The sequence below is a fragment of the Melghiribacillus thermohalophilus genome (assembly GCF_004342905.1).
Classification (GTDB): domain Bacteria; phylum Bacillota; class Bacilli; order Bacillales; family Alkalibacillaceae; genus Melghiribacillus; species Melghiribacillus thermohalophilus.
The window spans coordinates 1-19343 of the sequence record NZ_SMAN01000011.1 but is presented as its reverse complement, the minus strand read 5'-3'; the positions used below and the strand labels follow the sequence as shown (position 1 = coordinate 19343).

The 19343-nt window shown below is 43.2% G+C and carries 20 protein-coding genes and 1 other annotated feature; all 20 genes read right to left on the bottom strand.

The annotated features are described in order from the left end of the window. Window positions 1–42: 42 nt before the first annotated feature. Entirely contained in the window at window positions 43–468 is a 426-nt protein-coding gene (gene rplK, locus EDD68_RS08735; RefSeq protein ID WP_165902121.1) for a 50S ribosomal protein L11, read from the bottom strand. 136 nt (window positions 469–604) lie between these two features. Next, window positions 605–1138, bottom strand: coding sequence for a transcription termination/antitermination protein NusG (gene nusG, locus EDD68_RS08730; RefSeq protein ID WP_132371868.1), 534 nt, complete (start codon window positions 1136–1138; stop codon window positions 605–607). A 210-nt stretch (window positions 1139–1348) separates the two neighbouring features. After that, window positions 1349–1528: a preprotein translocase subunit SecE gene (gene secE, locus EDD68_RS08725; RefSeq protein ID WP_132371867.1), complete on the bottom strand. Its 180-nt coding sequence runs from the start codon at window positions 1526–1528 to the stop codon at window positions 1349–1351. Between the two features lie 37 nt (window positions 1529–1565). Next, complete coding sequence (rpmG, locus tag EDD68_RS08720; protein ID WP_132371866.1) at window positions 1566–1715, bottom strand: 50S ribosomal protein L33; 150 nt, start codon at window positions 1713–1715, stop codon at window positions 1566–1568. A 69-nt stretch (window positions 1716–1784) separates the two neighbouring features. After that, window positions 1785–2426, bottom strand: coding sequence for an RNA polymerase sporulation sigma factor SigH (gene sigH / locus EDD68_RS08715; RefSeq protein WP_279388245.1), 642 nt, complete (start codon window positions 2424–2426; stop codon window positions 1785–1787). Between the two features lie 82 nt (window positions 2427–2508). Then, entirely contained in the window at window positions 2509–3018 is a 510-nt protein-coding gene (locus tag EDD68_RS08710; protein ID WP_132371865.1) for an NYN domain-containing protein, read from the bottom strand. A 2-nt stretch (window positions 3019–3020) separates the two neighbouring features. Then, window positions 3021–3761: a 23S rRNA (guanosine(2251)-2'-O)-methyltransferase RlmB gene (gene rlmB / locus EDD68_RS08705; protein WP_132371864.1), complete on the bottom strand. Its 741-nt coding sequence runs from the start codon at window positions 3759–3761 to the stop codon at window positions 3021–3023. Between the two features lie 5 nt (window positions 3762–3766). After that, window positions 3767–4171 (bottom strand): Mini-ribonuclease 3, encoded by a 405-nt coding sequence (locus tag EDD68_RS08700; protein WP_132371863.1) that lies wholly within the window; start codon window positions 4169–4171, stop codon window positions 3767–3769. Window positions 4172–4173: 2 nt separating this feature from the next. Continuing rightward, entirely contained in the window at window positions 4174–5577 is a 1404-nt protein-coding gene (cysS, locus tag EDD68_RS08695; RefSeq protein WP_207902564.1) for a cysteine--tRNA ligase, read from the bottom strand. Then, window positions 5558–6232 carry a serine O-acetyltransferase gene (gene cysE / locus EDD68_RS08690; protein WP_207902563.1) on the bottom strand — a complete coding sequence of 225 codons (675 nt, stop codon included), beginning with the start codon at window positions 6230–6232 and terminating at the stop codon, window positions 5558–5560. The genes cysS and cysE overlap by 20 nt, the downstream gene beginning before the upstream one ends. Window positions 6233–6355: 123 nt before the next feature. Next, window positions 6356–6584: a binding site (T-box leader), on the bottom strand. 43 nt (window positions 6585–6627) lie between these two features. Continuing rightward, on the bottom strand, window positions 6628–8097 hold the full coding sequence (gene gltX, locus EDD68_RS08685) for a glutamate--tRNA ligase (RefSeq protein WP_132371941.1): 1470 nt from the start codon (window positions 8095–8097) through the stop codon (window positions 6628–6630). Window positions 8098–8164: 67 nt separating this feature from the next. Next, window positions 8165–9352: a bifunctional 2-C-methyl-D-erythritol 4-phosphate cytidylyltransferase/2-C-methyl-D-erythritol 2,4-cyclodiphosphate synthase gene (locus EDD68_RS08680; protein WP_132371861.1), complete on the bottom strand. Its 1188-nt coding sequence runs from the start codon at window positions 9350–9352 to the stop codon at window positions 8165–8167. Between the two features lie 180 nt (window positions 9353–9532). After that, entirely contained in the window at window positions 9533–10627 is a 1095-nt protein-coding gene (locus EDD68_RS08675) for a PIN/TRAM domain-containing protein (RefSeq protein WP_132371860.1), read from the bottom strand. 178 nt (window positions 10628–10805) lie between these two features. Then, window positions 10806–11876 (bottom strand): DNA integrity scanning diadenylate cyclase DisA, encoded by a 1071-nt coding sequence (gene disA / locus EDD68_RS08670; RefSeq protein WP_132371859.1) that lies wholly within the window; start codon window positions 11874–11876, stop codon window positions 10806–10808. Then, window positions 11877–13253, bottom strand: coding sequence for a DNA repair protein RadA (radA, locus tag EDD68_RS08665; protein ID WP_132371858.1), 1377 nt, complete (start codon window positions 13251–13253; stop codon window positions 11877–11879). A gap of 270 nt (window positions 13254–13523) precedes the next feature. After that, window positions 13524–15950, bottom strand: coding sequence for an ATP-dependent protease ATP-binding subunit ClpC (gene clpC / locus EDD68_RS08660; RefSeq protein WP_132371857.1), 2427 nt, complete (start codon window positions 15948–15950; stop codon window positions 13524–13526). Window positions 15951–15964: 14 nt separating this feature from the next. After that, complete coding sequence (gene mcsB / locus EDD68_RS08655) at window positions 15965–17032, bottom strand: protein-arginine kinase McsB (protein WP_132371856.1); 1068 nt, start codon at window positions 17030–17032, stop codon at window positions 15965–15967. Beyond that, window positions 17032–17580: a protein-arginine kinase activator protein McsA gene (gene mcsA / locus EDD68_RS08650; protein ID WP_132371855.1), complete on the bottom strand. Its 549-nt coding sequence runs from the start codon at window positions 17578–17580 to the stop codon at window positions 17032–17034. Before mcsA ends, mcsB begins: the two co-directional genes overlap by 1 nt. Window positions 17581–17586: 6 nt before the next feature. Next, complete coding sequence (locus tag EDD68_RS08645; RefSeq protein WP_132371854.1) at window positions 17587–18057, bottom strand: CtsR family transcriptional regulator; 471 nt, start codon at window positions 18055–18057, stop codon at window positions 17587–17589. Between the two features lie 284 nt (window positions 18058–18341). After that, window positions 18342–19040 carry an MgtC/SapB family protein gene (locus EDD68_RS08640; protein ID WP_243646810.1) on the bottom strand — a complete coding sequence of 233 codons (699 nt, stop codon included), beginning with the start codon at window positions 19038–19040 and terminating at the stop codon, window positions 18342–18344. Window positions 19041–19343: the final 303 nt, after the last annotated feature.

Genomic DNA, 19343 nt, shown 5'->3' with positions numbered 1-19343 from the left:
CGCAACCTTCTCGCACAACACTAAGCATTACTGCATGTGGGATTAGTCTTCAACTACAATTCCCATGCTACGCGCGGTACCTTCTACCATGCGCATAGCTGCTTCCACGTCTGCAGCGTTTAAGTCAGGCATTTTCATTTCCGCAATTTCACGCACTTTATCGCGCTTGATGGTTGCTACCTTATTGCGGTTCGGTTCACCTGATCCTGAATCGATACCGGCTGCTTTTTTCAACAGAACAGCAGCAGGCGGTGTTTTGGTTACGAATGTAAATGAACGGTCTTCATAAACCGTAATTTCAACAGGAATAATCATACCAGCCTGATCTTGTGTACGTGCATTAAATTCCTTACAGAAACCCATGATATTTATACCAGCCTGACCAAGAGCAGGACCAACTGGCGGCGCCGGGTTTGCTTTTCCTGCAGGAATTTGCAGTTTCACTACATTAACAACTTTTTTAGCCACGAGACACACCTCCTTAAGTCCGTGATGTGGTAAATGGGGTATTCCCCTCCCACTCAGCTTTAAAACCCCATATTTACGAGGCCATAGAGAACAAAAAAATTTTAGCATGTTTACTGGTGAATTTCAAGCATTAACCTTATAATTTTTCAATCTGTGAAAAATCCAATTCTACCGGAGTCTCCCGGCCAAACATATTGACGTGCACCTTCACTTTTTGCTTATCCACATCAATATGTTCAATGGTCCCTGTAAAGTTGGCAAATGGCCCATCTGTTACTTTAACGCTTTCCTTGATTTCAAAATCCACACTGGCTGCAGGTTCATCCACACCCATTCGTTTCAAAATGGCATCCACTTCTTCGGGCAAGAGAGGGGTAGGCTTAGAACCAGATCCGGTGGAACCTACAAATCCTGTAACGCCGGGTGTATTCCGAACGACGTACCAGGAGTCATCAGTCATAATCATCTCCGCCAGCACATATCCCGGAAAGACTTTTTTCATGGATGTTTTCCGCTTTCCGTCTTTGATTTCTGTCTGTTCTTCCTCCGGTACAATTACCCGGAAAATTTTATCCTGCATTCCCATGGATTCTACACGTTTTTCTAGATTGGTTTTCACTTTGTTTTCATATCCTGAATAAGTATGAACAACATACCATCTTTTTTCCATCACTATAGGACAAGAGGCTGCCCTTCCCTCCCTTTTTCATCAAACTAATCCTTCATAATCGTAAAAAACAAGTCAGCCCAGCACATGGCATTGTGCAAAAGAATTCAAATTAACCAAAAGATAAAAAAGGTTCCAAACGTATGAAAAACCCGTAAAACGGGTTTTGCTGAAAAAACTTGTATTTTCCATTATAGCATATTGTAGCGGCACTTATTCAAATAATAGTTCAAGAATTTGAGTAATTCCTAAATCTACTAAAGCAAAAAACACAGCAACAAAGGCCACAGTCGTTACTACTGTGATCGTATAGCGCACGAGCTCTTTGCCCCTGGGCCAGCTGACCTTGCTCATTTCCCGTGTTACATCTTTTAAAAACTTGCCAACATTCATGTTCGAACCCCCAAACTAGCGAGTGCAAAGATCAAATTTACTTTGTCTCGCGATGAAGTGTATGCTTTCCGCATTTTTTGCAATATTTTTTTATTTCTAAACGACTGCCGGATGCTGAATCACGTTTTTCAGTCGTGTAATTACGGCTGGAACATTCACTGCAGGCGAGTACGACTTTTTTTGCCATGTTGATCTCCTCAATCTTTTTCACTATTTCCTAATGTAGCACTTGTCTTTCATACTGTCAAATCAGCTTTTAGTGGGACAATTCATTGACTTCCAGATAACGTTCCAGTTTCCGTTTCACCCTCTGCAATGCATTATCAATGGACTTGACATGGCGGTTCAGTTCATCTGAAATCTCCTGGTAGGACCTCCCGTCCAGATAAAGGTTTAATACTTTACGCTCGAGGTCACTTAAAATTTCTTTCATTTTGTACTCCATATCTCCGTAACGTTCCCGATTGATGATTAGCTGTTCAGGGTCCATCACCCTTGAACCTGATAATACATCCATCAGTGTCCGGTCAGATTCTTCGTCATAGATGGGCTTGTCCAGAGAAACGTAGGAATTGAGCGGGATATGTTTCTGTCTTGTGGCGGTTTTAATAGCAGTAATGATTTGCCGGGTTACACAAAGTTCGGCAAAAGCTTTAAATGATGATAGCTTGTCCTCCTGATAATCCCGAATGGCCTTATATAAACCTATCATTCCTTCTTGCACAATGTCCTCCCGATCTGCTCCGATCAGGAAATATGTACGTGCCTTGGCACGCACAAAATTCTTGTACTTGTGAATCAGGTATTCAAGTGCTTCGCTGTTCCCGCTGTGAACCAGCTCTATCACTTCTTCGTCTGACATTTTCTCTAAATCTTTCTCACCATGTCTGATGCTCACACAGGATTCCCCCTGATTTGATAACCGTAAATATAGAAATATTATACAGGATTTGTTAAAACAGCGTCAATAACGCCTGTTTTCACTTTTCCCCCCTTCTCCATTTTTCAAACACATCCAATATTTCTTTTTTTATCGGAATTTTTGCCTGTGTTTTCATCGTATTTTGCTTTTTTACGTCTTTCTCGATATTTTTTTCGATGGTTTCAATTTCTGCAATAAGCTCCCGGGAAGACTTTCTTAAAGCCCCCTGAGCAAAAATGGTACGTTGCTCTGTATAATCAGATGTTGCTACATACACCTGTGTCCGAACATTTTTTATTTCCTGCACGAGTTTTTCAATCCGTTCATCAGCCGTCTCATGCTCCCGGGTATAAATCATTTCCACCCGGTGATTTTCTACTTTTTTTTCCAACCCCTGAACATTGTAAGCATCAAATACAATGATGACCCGGTGTCCGGTGTATGCCTGGTATTCTGCCAGCTTTTCTGCCAGCAGATCCCTTGCCTGTGCGAGATCCTGATCCCGCAAAGCTTTCAGTTCAGGCCAGGATCCTATAACGTTGTATCCATCGACGATTAATACGATCATCTCTATTCACCTAACGGATTTCGCTTGCGATAAACTTCATACATTAAAAGACTTGCTGCCACAGATGCATTTAAGGAGGAGACATGTCCTTTCATCGGCAGGCTGACCAGCCAGTCACATTTTTCTTTGACGAGGCGGCTCATTCCCTTCCCTTCACTGCCAATCACAAGGGCCAGTCCGAGATCCCCTTTCAAAGACCGATAGTCTGTTTCCCCTTCGGCATCGGTCCCCACAACCCAGACATTCCGTTCCTTTAATTCATCGATGGTTCGGGCAATGTTGGTAACCCTTGCCACGGGCACGTATTCTACCGCTCCGGCAGAAGCTTTGGCCACGGTTGGGGTAATCTGAACAGATCGTCGTTTCGGAATGATAATGCCGTGAACACCAGCCGCGTCAGCTGTTCGTAAAATGGAACCTAGATTGTGGGGGTCCTCCAGCTCGTCCAGAATCATAAAAAATGGCCATTCTCCCTGTTCATCCGCCCTATGAAAAAGATCATCAATCTGGACGTATTCATAAGGAGATACTGAAGCTGCAACCCCCTGGTGATTAGGGCCAATCTGGTCCAGTTTTTTCCGTGGAACACGCTGGATATGCACATGATGTTCCCTGGCAAGATGGATGATTTTCTGTATCGGCTGCTGTTTCAAGCCTTCCGCCAGCAAAACTTTGTGAATGGTTCTGTCTGACTTTAGCGCTTCCATTACAGGGTTTTTTCCTACAATCCATTCTTCGCTCATCATGATCAGCTCCTTTCTTCCACAAATTGAAAGGCAAGATGTACCAGCTGCTCCAGCCGATCGATATTGCCCAATAAATAATGATAACCAAGAAGTGCTTCAAAGGCCGTGCTATATCGGTACGTACCTATATCGGTGTTTTTAGGGTTTGATCCTGATTTGGCATTGCGTCCCCTGCGTACCACACCCAGCTCTTCTTCGGTTAACAGATCGGCACCGAGCCAGTACTTTAAGACATTCGCTTGAGAGACAGCAGAAACAAAACGCACCGCAGCTTTGTGGAGTTGCTGCGGCTGAACAGTCCCCTGATATATGAGATGCTCCCGGACATATTTTTCGTAAACCGCATCACCCATATAGGCTAAGGCAAGGCTTTTCAGCTGTTTCACATCGAGTTGATTGGCACTCATCTTCATCCCCTTTTCCACCGGGTTCCCTGTGGTGTATCTTCCAAAATAATGTTTTTGGCTTTCAGTTCATCCCGGATCCTATCAGCTGTAGCAAAGTCACGGTTTTTCCTTGCTTCCTCCCGCTTTTGTATGAGTTGTTCGATTTCCTCGTCCAGCAGTTCCTCTTCTTTTTGTTCGATTGAGAGCCCTAATACATCGGCTAATTCGTTAAAAACCGCTAAAAATGAATGGAGCACCTTTTCTGAGGTTTGTTTCTTTTGTATATATACATTCCCTTCCCTGGCCAGATCAAACAAAACCGATATGGCATTAGCGGTATTAAAATCATCATCCATTTCTTCGATAAATTGATGTTTCAGACGGTCGATCTTATTCAGCCATTCCTGATCATCCTCCGTCAAATTCGTGCTTGACTGTCTGCGATGTCCAAGATTCTGATAGGCTGTGCGGATGCGCTCAAGGCCGTTTCTGGCGCTTTCCAGAAGCTCCTCACTGAAATTAATTGGATTGCGGTAATGGACACTCAGCATGAAAAAGCGCAGTACATTCGGATCATGCTTTTGAATCAAATCGTGAACGAGAATAAAATTCCCCAGGGATTTGGACATTTTTTCGTTGTTAATTTTAATATACCCATTATGCATCCAGTAGTTTGCAAATGGTTGTCCGTTCAGCGCCTCCGACTGGGCAATTTCATTTTCATGGTGTGGGAACGCTAAATCTTGCCCTCCTGCATGGATGTCAATCGTTGTGCCAAGATATTTTTTTGCCATGGCTGAACATTCAATGTGCCAGCCCGGCCTACCTTTCCCCCAGGGACTATCCCAGAAGATTTCACCGGGTTTGGCTTTTTTCCAGAGGGCAAAGTCAAGGGGGTCTTTTTTCTTTTCTCCTACTTCAATTCGTGCTCCTGCCCGAAGTTCGTCAATAGACTGATGAGATAATTTCCCGTAGTCTTTAAAGGAACGGGTTTTGAAATAAACATCTCCATCCGCTTCATAGGCATAGCCCTGGTCAATTAATCCCTGTATGAACTCAATAATTTCATCCATGGTTTCCGTAACCCTCGGATGATGGGTAGCCTCTTTGACTCCAAAAGCCTGAACATCCTCTCGATAGGCCTTAATGAAGCGTTCTGCCACTTCTCGGACCTCTTCCCCCACTTCATTGGCAGCGCGAATGATTTTGTCATCCACATCCGTAAAATTGAGGACGTACTCCACTTGATAACCCCGATATTCAAAATAGCGGCGTACGGTATCAAACACAATGGCGGGACGGGCGTTGCCGATATGAATGTAATTGTAAACAGTTGGTCCGCAAACATACATTTTGACCTTCCCGTTTTCAATCGGTTTAAATTTCTCTTTTTCACGGGTTAACGTATTAAATATTTGAATCGCCATTATGCATCACTCCTTTTTTCAAAGATTCAATTTCTTCTTTCAGCCGCTCAATTTCTGCTTCCATGGCTTTTAATTGATCAGAAACGGGGTCAGGCAATTTGTGGTGCGCCAGTTCCCGTCGAACTTTTTTTCCGTTCTGAATCACTACCTTGCCCGGAATACCAACAACAGTGGAGTTATCCGGGACATCCTGAAGAACAACAGAACCCGCTCCTACTTTTGAATTTTCGCCAATGGTAATCGAGCCTAACACTTTGGCGCCTGTAGCAATGAGTGCATGATCCTTGATCGTCGGATGCCGTTTTCCTTTTTCCTTACCTGTTCCACCCAGCGTTACTCCCTGATAAATGGTTACATGATCCCCGATTTCGCATGTTTCACCAATGACGACACCCATTCCGTGATCGATAAAAAAACGCCTTCCAATCTTCGCACCAGGATGTATTTCGATTCCGGTAAAAAACCGGCTGATCTGGGATATCGCTCTGGCAATAAAAAACCATTTTCGTTTATAGCATGCATGTGCAATGCGATGAGCCCAGATGGCATGCAGGCCGGAATAGGTCAAAATGACTTCCAGCTTGCTTCTGGCCGCGGGATCCTGATCAAAGACCACTTCAACATCTTCTTTAAGCATTTTTAAAAAACCACCCATACCTGGACCCTCCAATCCGTTTTCATTTTAAAACGACTAAGCATCGTTCAAGTAAATTCGGCAATGCCGAAATATGATCACAAGATCCGTTTAACAGTCTGCAAAAAAGCGCCTCTGCCATATGACAGAGACGCTTTGTGCGCGGTTCCACTCTGTTTGGGAACAAAACATAAATCGGTTCCCCAAACTCAAATAACCGGTAACGGAAGTCACCCGCCCTTACCTACTGTGCATTCAATAAGGGACTCCGGGGTGCATGTTCAAAAGAGGTCCTTAGAATCACTTTCAGCCAGAGGTGATTCTCTCTGTGTAAGGATGGTCTCTTTTTACTTTTCCCCATCATCGTTTATCATTTATATTACTACACCATATTAGTTATGGAAACAAATGTGCATTTACCGGTCCAGTTTATTTAGTGCATCATTCAGGCGCATGATCACTTTATCTCTCCCGAGCAAATAAATGGCATTAGGAAGTTCAGGCCCGTGGGTCTGTCCGGTTGTAGCGACCCGAATCGGCATAAACAGTTTCTTGCCCCTTTGCTTCGTATCCTTTTGGACAGCTTTAATCGCTGCTTTGATTTCATCAGGGTTAAATGTTTCCAACTGTTCCAGTTTCTCCCTAAATGTTCTCAATACATCCGGCACCTGCTCGTCACTTAAGACATTCATGCATTCTTCGTCATACTCAATTTCTTCTTTGAAAAATAATTTCGTTAACTCAACGATCTCCGCACCATAGCTTAGCTGATCCTGATACAGGGCTACGAGATCTTCCGCCCATTTGCGTTCTTTTTCTGTCATATGTTCGGATAGCTTTCCTGCTTTGATCAAGTGTGGAATCGTAATATCCAGAATACGATCTAAATCCGCAGCTTTAATATACTGGTTGTTCATCCACTTCAACTTGTTCGGATCAAATACGGCAGGTGATGTGGCCAGACGATTAGGGTCAAAAATTTCTATAAATTCTTCCCGGGTGAACAACTCCTGTTCCCCAACCGGTGACCAGCCCAACAGGGCAATAAAGTTGAATAACGCTTCAGGCAGATAGCCTAAATCCGCATACTGTTCAATAAACTGGATGATGCTTTCATCCCGTTTGCTTAATTTTTTGCGCTCTTCATTCACAATCAGCGTCATATGGCCGAATTTTGGGACATCCCACCCGAAGGCTTCATAGATCATCATCTGCTTCGGTGTATTGGAAATATGATCTTCTCCCCTTAAAACGTGAGAGATTTGCATAAGGTGATCATCGATAGCTGCTGCAAAGTTATACGTTGGTGTGCCGTCTTTTTTCATGATGACCCAGTCACCAAAATCCTTTGATTCAAAGGTGATCTTACCTTTGACAATATCGTTGAACGTATAGGTTTTATTGTCCGGGACCCGGATGCGAATACTCGGTTTTCTACCTTCTGCTTCAAACTGCCTTCTCTGTTCCTCCGTTAAATTTCGATGGGCACCGGAGTATTTAGGCACTTCTCCCCTTGCCCGCTGTTCCTCCCGCTCTTTTTCCAGTTCCTCTTCGGTCATGTAACATTTATAGGCAAGCCCCCGCTCGAGAAGTTCTTTCGCGTATTTTTGATAAATATCGAGGCGTTCCATCTGACGGTATGGACCATATTCGCCTCCCACATCAATACTTTCATCCCAGTCAATCCCCAGCCATTTTAAATATTTGAGCTGGCTTTTGTCTCCGCCTTCAACATTACGCTTTTGATCCGTATCTTCAATCCGGATAATAAATGTTCCCCCGGCATTGCGGGCAAACAAATAGTTAAACAGGGCCGTCCGGGCGTTTCCAATGTGAAGATGACCGGTCGGGCTCGGTGCATATCGAACACGTATATCTGTAGACATATGAATAACCCCTTCCTTTGGCGATTTCCGCTCCTTCATCCCATCATATTTTATCATCATTTTACGGTTATTGCCCGTTTTTTTGCAAAAGAATGACTGCCTGAGCCGCAATTCCTTCTTTTCTCCCTGTAAACCCCAGGTTTTCTGTGGTGGTTGCTTTGACATTGATCCGGGACGCATTTGCTTGAAGAATTTCAGCGATATTGGTGCGCATTTTATCGATATAAGGTGCCATTTTGGGTGCCTGTGCAATAATCGTACAATCGAGATTCCCCAGCTGATAGCCCTTCTCCTGAACTAGACTCCATACTTCCCGAAGAAGATCTTTAGAGTCGGCATCTTTATAAGCTACATCGGTGTCCGGGAAATGCTTGCCGATATCACCTTCGCCAATGGCACCAAGACATGCATCAGCAATCGTATGTAGTAAGACGTCAGCGTCAGAGTGGCCTACAAGCCCCTTTTCATGAGGGATGTCCACACCCCCAATCATACAGCGCCGGCCCTCAGCCAGCTGATGAACGTCAAAACCCTGACCTACTCGAAACACCGTTTGATCCTCCCCGCTTCCTTCATATTTGGTTTGTTGTATAATCATTTCGGCTTTTTTCAAATCCTCGGGCGTAGTGATTTTAATATTATCATAGCTGCCCTCGACGATGGTTACCTGTTTTCCAAGCCGCTCCACCAGTGAAGCATCATCTGTTCCTAAAAATTTTTCTTCACGGGCTTTCTCATGGGCATTTCGAATAATAGAGAGAGAAAATCCCTGAGGTGTCTGGGCAGCCCATAATCGATTCCGATCCAGCGTACATATGCCTTGATCGCCTCTCAGTTTCATCGTGTCGGTAACTTTTACTCCGAGCAGCGCAGCTCCATGGCTGTCCACCGCTGCTACCAGACGGTGAATAGACTGACGGTCAATGAAAGGACGAGCCCCATCATGTATCAATACAATCGTTTCCTGATCAAATACCATAAGCCCGTTGTACACACTGTCCTGACGTTCTTTTCCGCCTGGAACAATGCGACTGACCTTTTGAAGACCATATCCCTTAACCATCTCTTCCATCTGTCCCTGTTCATCCGGGTGGGACACCAGGATAATCCCGGAACAGTCATCATCCTGTTCAAAGACAGACAGGGTATGAATAATTAGCGGTTTCCCGGCCAGTTGAATAAATTGTTTGTTCCTTCCCGCTTTCATCCGTTTCCCCTGTCCGGCAGCCAGTACAATCACATGATAATTTTTCATCTTCTTCAGCCCTTAAAATCAGTATTTAACACATGAGCCCGATTCCCGCTATCAAACATACAGGAAGCGGACTTCATTTTTAAATCCCTTTTAAATGATCTTTTCTTATATAAAGAAAGAAAAGCGATAACAAACCATGTTGTTATCACTTTAAATCTTCCTTATACGTTTATACCTTTTTTAAAGGGCTTTTTCAAGTAATTTTGGTTTCGCAAAAATCATTCTTCCTGCAGAAGTCTGCAATACACTTGTGACCAACACTTCGATCGACTTGCCGATATAGTCTTTGCCTTCTTCCACAACAATCATGGTGCCATCATCCAGATAGGCAACTCCCTGGTTTTCTTCTTTTCCGTCTTTAATGACGTGAACATTCAACTCTTCACCGGGTAGCACAATTGGCTTTACCGCATTGGCCAGATCATTGATATTTAAAACTTCAACATGCTGAAATTCGCAGACTTTATTTAGGTTAAAATCATTGGTAACCAGAACACCGTTCAGCAGTTTCGCCAGTTTCACCAGTTTGCTGTCGACTTCATGAACATCTTCAAAATCACCTTCATAAAACTCGATATTTATACTTATTTCTTTTTGCATGCGATTGAGCACATCAAGACCCCGTCTTCCCCGATTTCTTTTCAGTACATCTGAGGAGTCGGCTATATGTTGCAATTCCTCCAGAACAAACTGAGGAATGATGATTGTACCTTCCAAAAATCTGGTCTGGCAAATATCCGCTATTCTTCCGTCTATAATTACACTTGTGTCAAGTATTTTCGGCTTAACTAGAGGTTCCAGCTCTTCTTTTACCCCATCAGGAGACTTCTTTTTGTCCTTTCTCGTATTTGAAATTAAGCTGACAAATTCATTTCTCCGCTTAAAACCAACCTGAAAACCTAGATAGCCTAATATCACTGTAAGAAAAATCGGCAAAACCTGTGATACGAGCTGAATGTCTATATCCTTAAGGGGAATATTAACCAGGAACGCGATAATTAAACCGATGATTAAACCTATACTTCCAAACAGCAAATCTATAACTGGGACCTTAACGAGGGTTTCTTCGATCAATCTTAAAAATCCAACAATATAGTCTACCACCCAGAACGTCAATAAAAATAAAATAAGTGCTCCCAGACCCATTCCTGCATACGGGGTTTTAAGCCAGGCAGGCAATGCTAAATCAAGCAATCCGATTACATCCGGGATATATAAATATCCAATCGTACCTCCTGCTATGATCATAAACAGCTGAATGATTTTTTTCAGCACGAAAGGTCACCTCCTGCCTCTAGTATTCCCAAAAAATATAAAAAAATAAGTATGATGCAAAAAAGAAAAAATTCAAATAATTGGTAGTACATAATTATAACACGCCTATAAGTTCCAGTCAAAATTGTTAACCAACAATTTTATCACTCTTTTTTTATTGTGTCAATTTTGCAACAAATTATATATTCCTGTCAATCAATAATTGTTCCTGTATCCGGGTAAGACCTTCCTTAATATTATTCGCCCGGACTTCGCCTACCCCGTCAACTTGTATCAAGGCATCTATAGAAGCTTTCACTATCGGATTAAAGCTTTGAAAATAAAGGATTAGATTTTCGACAATCTGAGCGGGAAGGCGGGGTACTTTTTTTAAAATCCGGTAACCTCTTGGTGCTACCCCCTGCTCCACTTTTGTAGAAGCAGAATAGCCTAAAAGTTTCAGGATTGCCGTATCATCCATTAATACGGTTTTCGAGGACTTCTGGATTTCACCTAAAACATAATCCGGATCTGTATCCGAATCTTTACAGTAGTCTTTAATGAGCAACGCCGCTTCCTCTTCAATATTGGCAATCAATTCTTTCAGTTGAAGCTCTATCAGCCGTCCTTCTGTTCCGAGTTCATCGATATAGGAACGAATTTCATTTTTGATGCGTAAAACCATTTCCACTCGATGGAGAACCTGAATCACTTCCTGCAGCGTGACGAGTTCTTCAAATTCCAGGGCACCTAAATTGGTAATAGACTGTTTGAGTTCATGACGATACTTTTCCAGTGTCTGGATAGCCTGATTGGCTTTTGTCAATATCACTCCTATTTCTTTCAGGGCATAACGAATGTTTCCTTTGTACAGGGTGATGACATGACGGCGCTGTGAAATCGCTATGACCAGACTTCCTGTTTGCCTGGCTACTCGCTCAGCTGTTCTGTGACGCATACCTGTTTCATGCGATTCAATCGCAGAATCCGGAATGAGCTGGGCATTGGCATATAAAATTTCCGTGCCACTCTCATTTAAAATAATGGCACCGTCCATTTTGGCAAGCTCATAGAGATAAGCAGGGGAAAACGGTGTACGGATATAAAAACCGCCGTCTACCACATCCTCTACTTCATCCCTGTTTCCTAACACAATCAATCCCCCGGTTCTTGCACGGAGAACATTATCTACCCCCTCCCGAAGAGGAGTACCTGGAGCGATCATTTTTAAAATGTCCTTCATGTTCGTGCCGCTGTTATGGGGGTGCATTTATGCTCCTCCTAACGCAATCTGTAAAGCTTCCTGTACCGACCGGACGCCCACCACCTCGATCGTATCCGGTTTGGACCAGCCGCTTAAATTTCTCTCCGGAACAATTGCCCTTTTAAATCCAAGCTTGCTTGCTTCCTGTATTCGCTGTTCAATCCGGGATACCCTTCTCACTTCGCCAGTCAGGCCTACTTCACCGATTAAAATATCATCAGGTCTTGTTGGCTGATCCCGAAAACTGGAGGCAATGCTGATCGCTACAGCCAGGTCAATAGCCGGTTCATCTAACTTCATCCCCCCGGCTACCTTCACATAGGCATCTTGATTTTGCAACAACAATCCAGCCCGTTTTTCCAGCACTGCCATCAAAAGGGGAACCCGGTTATGGTCAAGACCTGTCGCCATTCTTCGCGGATTCCCGAAACTTGCTGGCGATATTAACGCCTGAATTTCCACAAGCACCGGACGGGTCCCTTCCATGGAAGCTACTACCGTTGAACCGGCTACCCCCTGAGACCTTTCTTCCAGAAAGATTTCAGATGGATTTGTCACTTCCTTTAATCCTTCCTCTTTCATTTCAAAAATTCCCATCTCATGAGTACTGCCGAAACGGTTTTTCACACTTCTCAAAATTCTGTACGTGTGGTGCCTCTCCCCTTCAAAATACAGTACCGTATCCACCATATGCTCAAGCAGACGGGGACCCGCAATGGCACCTTCTTTTGTCACATGACCAACAATAAAAATAGGTATGCCCTTCCCTTTAGCTATGCGCATTAAATGGCCGGTACATTCCCGTACCTGTGATACACTGCCGGGGGCAGACGAAATTTCCTCCTGATAAACTGTCTGAATCGAATCCACGATGACTAATCCTGGATTCATCTCTTCTATAGCATTCGCAACTTCCTGCAGATTTGTTTCGGCCATCACGTAAAGATGTTCCACATTAATGCCAAGACGGTCAGCTCTTAGTTTCGTTTGTCTGACCGATTCCTCACCAGAAACATACAACACATTGATTTGTCTGTTTGCCAGCTGTGAGGATACCTGAAGCAGCAGTGTAGATTTTCCGATCCCGGGATCTCCCCCGATTAATACGAGGGAACCAGGAACAATTCCTCCGCCGAGGACCCGGTTCAACTCAGGCATATCGGTCGGAAATCTCATTTCCTGTTTGGACTGTATGGCAGTAATGGATTCAGGTCTGGATGTTTTTTGGGACGGATTTTGGCCGATGGCATGACGTGAAGATATTCGTTTTTCTTTTTCTTCCGCCATCGTATTCCATTGGTGGCATCCGGGGCATTTACCCATCCATTTTGGAGATTCATATCCGCAGTCCTGACATATATATTTTATTTTGGTTTTTGCCATAATATCCCCCTTTAGCGATGACTTTCAGTAAGTTATACGAATCATATAAAAAAATGTTACATTTTCTTTGAATATTAACAGATCATCAAGAAAAATGCAGGCGCCCCGCTTAGCCTTGTAGTCTGAACGCAATAGCTGGATCATAAAAAGAGCCAGTCTTTCTTTCTGCCAGAATCATAACGTTTTTTTATAGCATTTTTGAATAAAAAAACGGAAGGCCGGCACCTTCCGTTTCTTAAAATCATTCCATAAGGCGGATTTCCATTCTTTTTAACCTGAGACGACGAATTCACCATCTTTATTGATGTCAATTTTTACTTTTTTGCCTTTCTCAATATTGCCCTTCAGCAATTCTTCAGAAAGGAGATCCTCAACGTTTTTCTGTATGGCCCGACGGAGAGGGCGCGCACCGTATTCTAGGTCAGTGCCTTCTTTAGCAATTTTTTCAATGGCCTGATCTGTCAGCTCGAAATCAATATCCTGTTCTTTCAGGCGTTTTTTCAGTTGTTCAGCCATCAGTTTGACAATTTGTTTCAGGTGTTTCTGTTCCAGTGAGTGGAACACAATGATTTCATCAATACGATTCAAAAATTCTGGGCGGAACACTTTCTTCAGCTCATCCATTACTTTCGATTTCATATCCTGATAATCATGTTCTTCATCACCAAGGTTAAAGCCGACATATTTGTTACGGCGTAGTTCCTGGGCACCTACATTGGAAGTCATGATCAGGATCGTATTCCGGAAATCGACTGTACGCCCTTTTGCATCCGTCAGCCGCCCGTCTTCCAGTACCTGAAGAAGGATGTTAAATACTTCAGGATGGGCTTTTTCAATCTCATCCAGAAGCACAACAGAATAAGGTTTTCTGCGTACTTTTTCGGTTAACTGCCCGCCTTCTTCATAGCCTACATAGCCTGGTGGTGAACCGACAAGACGGGATGTGGAGTGTTTCTCCATATATTCCGACATATCGATACGAATCATGGCATCCTCATCACCAAACATCGCTTCTGCCAATGCCCGTGCCAGTTCCGTTTTCCCTACACCGGTCGGTCCCAGGAAAATAAAGGAACCAATTGGACGTTTCGGGTCTTTCAGTCCAGCACGTGCCCGGCGTATTGCTTTAGAAATGGCTTTAACCGCTTCATCCTGACCGATTACACGGTTGTGGAGAATGTCTTCCATATTCAATAACCGTTCACTCTCATCCTTTTGCAGTTTGGCTACCGGGACACCGGTCCAGCTGGAAACCACATTGGCGATATCTTCTGTCGTCACTTCAGAACTTTCCTGCCCCTGTTTTTCCTTCCATTCATCTTTTGTTTTCTCCAATTCTTCACGAAGCCGCTGCTCTTTGTCACGAAGGGATGCAGCTTTCTCAAACTCCTGACTCTGTACCGCAGCGTCCTTTTCTTTGCGCACTTCCTCCAGTTTTTGCTCCAGCTCTTTCAAGTTTGGCGGAGCTGTATATGAACGGAGTCGAACTTTTGATGCTGCTTCATCAATGAGATCAATCGCCTTATCTGGAAGGAATCTATCTGTAATATAACGGTCTGACAGTTTAACCGCTGATTCAATCGCTTCGTCTGTAATCGTTACACGGTGATGGGCTTCATATCGGTCCCTCAGTCCCTGCAGGATTTGAACAGACTCTTCAATGGTCGGCTCATCAACCTGAATCGGCTGAAAGCGACGCTCTAAAGCCGCATCCTTTTCAATATATTTGCGGTATTCGTCCAGGGTTGTTGCACCAATGCACTGCAATTCACCGCGGGCCAGTGCCGGTTTTAAAATATTGGAAGCATCAATGGCTCCCTCTGCTCCGCCAGCACCGATCAGCGTATGCAGCTCATCAATGAACAAAATAATGTTACCGGCCTGGCGAATTTCCTCCATTACTTTTTTCAGACGGTCTTCAAATTCACCGCGATATTTGGTACCGGCAACAACCGTTCCCATATCCAGGGTCATCACTCGTTTGTCTCGTAAAATTTCTGGAACTTCATTGTTTACGATTTGCTGGGCCAGTCCTTCAGCAATCGCCGTCTTACCTACTCCTGGTTCACCGATGAGAACCGGATTATTTTTCGTACGGCGGCTCAGCACCTGAATAACCCGTTCAATTTCTTTGCTTCGCCCGATCACCGGATCAATATTGCCTTCCTTAGCAATCGCTGTCAAATCCCTGGCAAGAGAATCAAGCGTCGGTGTACTGGCATTGCCAGACTGGCGATGTCCCCGGTGACTTGATGTTGATTCATTGCTGCCTAAAAGTTGCAGCACTTGCTGACGGGCCTTATTTAAGCTCACTCCCAGATTATTTAATACCCGTGCTGCAACTCCTTCACCTTCTCTGATCAGACCGAGCAAAATATGTTCCGTTCCCACATACGAATGACCGAGTTTTCGTGCTTCATCCATGGATAGTTCAATGACTTTTTTCGCCCTCGGCGTGTAGTGGATGGTTTGACTGACTTGCTGTCCAGTACCAATTAATTGTTCCACTTCTTTCTGAATTTGATCGGCTTTTACGTTTAAAGCCCCGAGAGCCTTTGCGGCAATTCCCTCACCTTCCCGTACAAGTCCGAGTAGAATATGCTCGGTTCCAATATTGTTATGACCAAGACGCACCGCTTCTTCCTGAGCTAAAGCTAACACTTTTTGTGCTCGTTCTGTAAAACGGCCAAACATCATTTTCATCTACCTCCTTATTCCTTTTCTAGTTTCAATCTTTCTCGGATTAATTCTGCTCTTCTAACATCCCTTTCCTCTGGCGAGAGGGCCTTCTTTGCGTATTGCTGCAAGAATCCCGGCTGAGTTAAGACCATTAATTCATTTAAAATCGTTTTAGAAACGTTCTGAATAAGCCCCAAATCAATTCCAAGTCTTACATCAGATAAACATCTGGATGCTTCTTTTGATTCAATCACCCGGCTGTGAGCCAGCACACCATAAGAGCGGAAAATTTTGTCCTCCAGCTTTATGCCTGACTGGTTCATAATCATCTGACGCGCGTTACGCTCCCTTTCAATTAGCTGCTGTACAACACTTTTTAAGTCCTCTACTATATCCTGCTCTGATTTACCAAGGGTGATTTGATTTGAAATCTGAAAAATATTGCCAAGGGCTTCGCTTCCTTCTCCATATATTCCTCTAACCACTAAACCTAGCTGATTAATCGCTGGAATAACCTGATTCATTTGCTGGGTTAAAACAAGAGCAGGAAGATGCATCATCACTGATGCCCTCATTCCAGTTCCCACATTGGTAGGACAGCTGGTTAAGTATCCCCGTTTTTCATCAAAGGCATAATCAATCTTTTCTTCAAGCCAGTTGTCAAATTCAGAAGCCTTATCCAGTGCTCTTTCCAGCTGAAGACCGGGATAGTAAAGCTGAATGCGGATATGATCTTCCTCATTGATCATCACAGAAACCTGCTCATTTTGTGAAATTAATGCTGCTCCTGTATCTGTGTTTTCTGCCAGATTGGGACTGATCAAATGTTTTTCAACAAGCACACGCTTTTCAATAGGCTTTAAATCAGATATTTGAACAAGCTCAAATCTTTGATAATCTCCGAACGCCTGATGCTCAAATTCTTGTGAAAAAAATTCAAGTATTTTTCCTAACTGGTCCTCACTCGCAATAATCGGGAAAGGAACATGGGCAAAGTTTCGCGCTAGACGGATTCGGCTGCTCAAAACGATATCGCTGTCTGGGCCATCCTCTTTCATCCAGGGACTTACTGCTTCATTGATAAACTGCTGTAATGACATTATTCCTCACCGTCCTTCTTACGGTTTAATTCATTTTCCAGAGAACGGATTTTATCTCGAATCTTTGCCGCTTTCTCAAATTCTTCTCTTTGGATTAAATCCTGGAGTTCTCCCCGATAACGTTCCAGTTCCCGTTGAATATGCAAATTTCCTCCCATTCTCTCGGGGATTTTCCCGTTATGCCGTGTATTTCCGCTGTGTACCCTGCGCAAAATGGGATCAATTTGAGCATCAAAGGTTTGGTAACAGTGAGCACATCCAAATTTACCGGTTCTCTTAAACTCATCATATGTCATCCCACATTTTTCACACTTCAACCCTGAATTCGGGGTAAAAGTTGTTGAGTGACCGCTGGTTAACGGCGAGGATTCAAAGTTAAATAATCCAGACAACAGGTTTCCGATGGAGAAGTCTCCCCCATATTGATCCATCATGTACCCTTTTTCCTGAGCACATGGTTCACATAGGTGAACCTCGGTTTTATTTCCATTAATCACCTGTGTAAAATGAACCGTAGCTGGGCGCTGATGACATTCTTGACATTCCATGATGGGTCACTCCCTTCTGTTATATTTTAAAGCGGAAAACATTGCTGTTAAAATTTGTGAGCGTAACTTATCCCTCTCTGGCAGCTGAATAGTTAGCACCTCGCGTTTCAGTGCATTCATCATCAGTCTGGCTTCTCTTGCAGTAATTAACTTTTCCTCCAGCAGCCGTTCGATCATATTGAAGCTTGCTTGCTGTGATACTTCTGGTTTGGCGAGCTTGATTAATTCATCTATCAGTTCAGCCCTATTTTGAGGTTTAACACGTATGATACGGATATACCCTCCACCGCCACGCTTGCTTTCCACAAGATATCCCTTTTCCAGTGTAAATCGGGTGTTAATGACATAATTAATCTGTGATGGAACGCACTGAAAACGGTCGGCAATTTCACTGCGTTTAATTTCGACTGCATTTTCCTGGCTGGATTTTATAATTTTCTTTAAATATTCTTCAATGATATCCGATATGTTCCGCATCTTCCCTCCTCCTTAGCTACATCATCAAAATCTGTCGTTTGACTTTGACTATCTTTGACTTTACTTTTATTATACCCACTTTTCTCGAGGTTTCAAACATTTTGCCTTCATTTTATGTTATGTTTTTCCCCTTTTCTTGATCAGGGAAATATGGATGAGGACCCCTTACCGATGTTTTTCATCAATCCTGTTTTTAATAGCCGTTGAATCATTCCGTTTTAAAATATTAATGAAAAACCTCTCTGCCTGAGGAATAGCAGAGAGGATTCCCATTCAATTTATCCTTATGGTTTCCTTTCAAACGAAAATTTTACATGTGGAATTTTAGAAATTTCATCAATGAATTGATCATGGTCCACTGCCTGCCCATCATCCAGTTCAATCTTTAGGTGGCGCTGGTCAGCACTTTCATTTTCAATTTCTACTTTTTTTACAGATAGATTCATCAAATCAAAAATATTCAAGATATCAGCAATTTTAACATCCTCCTGAATAGTCACAAAAACATGCCTTCTATCCTTTCCCCTTGTCACTATTCGTTCAATGTTGTTTAACAAAACTAAACTCAAAAGCACAATGATCGTTGTAAGAATGGCTTCCGGATACATACCGATTCCCACGATTAAACCAATCCCCGCCACCGTCCAGATTGAAGCAGCTGTAGTCAGCCCCCGAATGGTCATCCCATGGACCATGATTGTGCCTGCACCTAAAAAACCGATCCCGCTTATGACATATGATGGTATTCGCGCTGGATCAAACCGGATGTTTTCATGATTATTTAAGTATTCATCAAAGCCGTATAGAGACATGAGCATCATAATACATGAACCGACTCCAACGAGTATATGGGTTCTGAATCCAGCTGAATGTTTTTTTAGTTCCCTTTCAAATCCGATCAAACCACTTAACAGAGCTGCCGTTAAAATTCTATAGGTCATGGTATCAAAATCTTCCCCCAACCATAAAACAATCGGTTCCATAGTGTTCACCTTCTCATTTCATAAAACTTCAAAATCGAGTATAGTAAAAACATTTTAGTTGAATTTTCCCGGGAATACCTTTTGCTGCAGGTATTTATAGAATATTTTATAAATTCATCAAAGTCTATTCTATGGATGAATTTAATGTTCTTATAAGGTAACGTCAAGAATTTTGTGTAAGCAGCTAAGGTATCCTGCAGATTTGCGTTTTTTTTTCGTTTCATCATCCCGAAGACCACATGATGAATTTTCAAAAGGTTCAGTCAAGGGCGAAGCAAAGCGACGGGACATTAGTCCGAACCC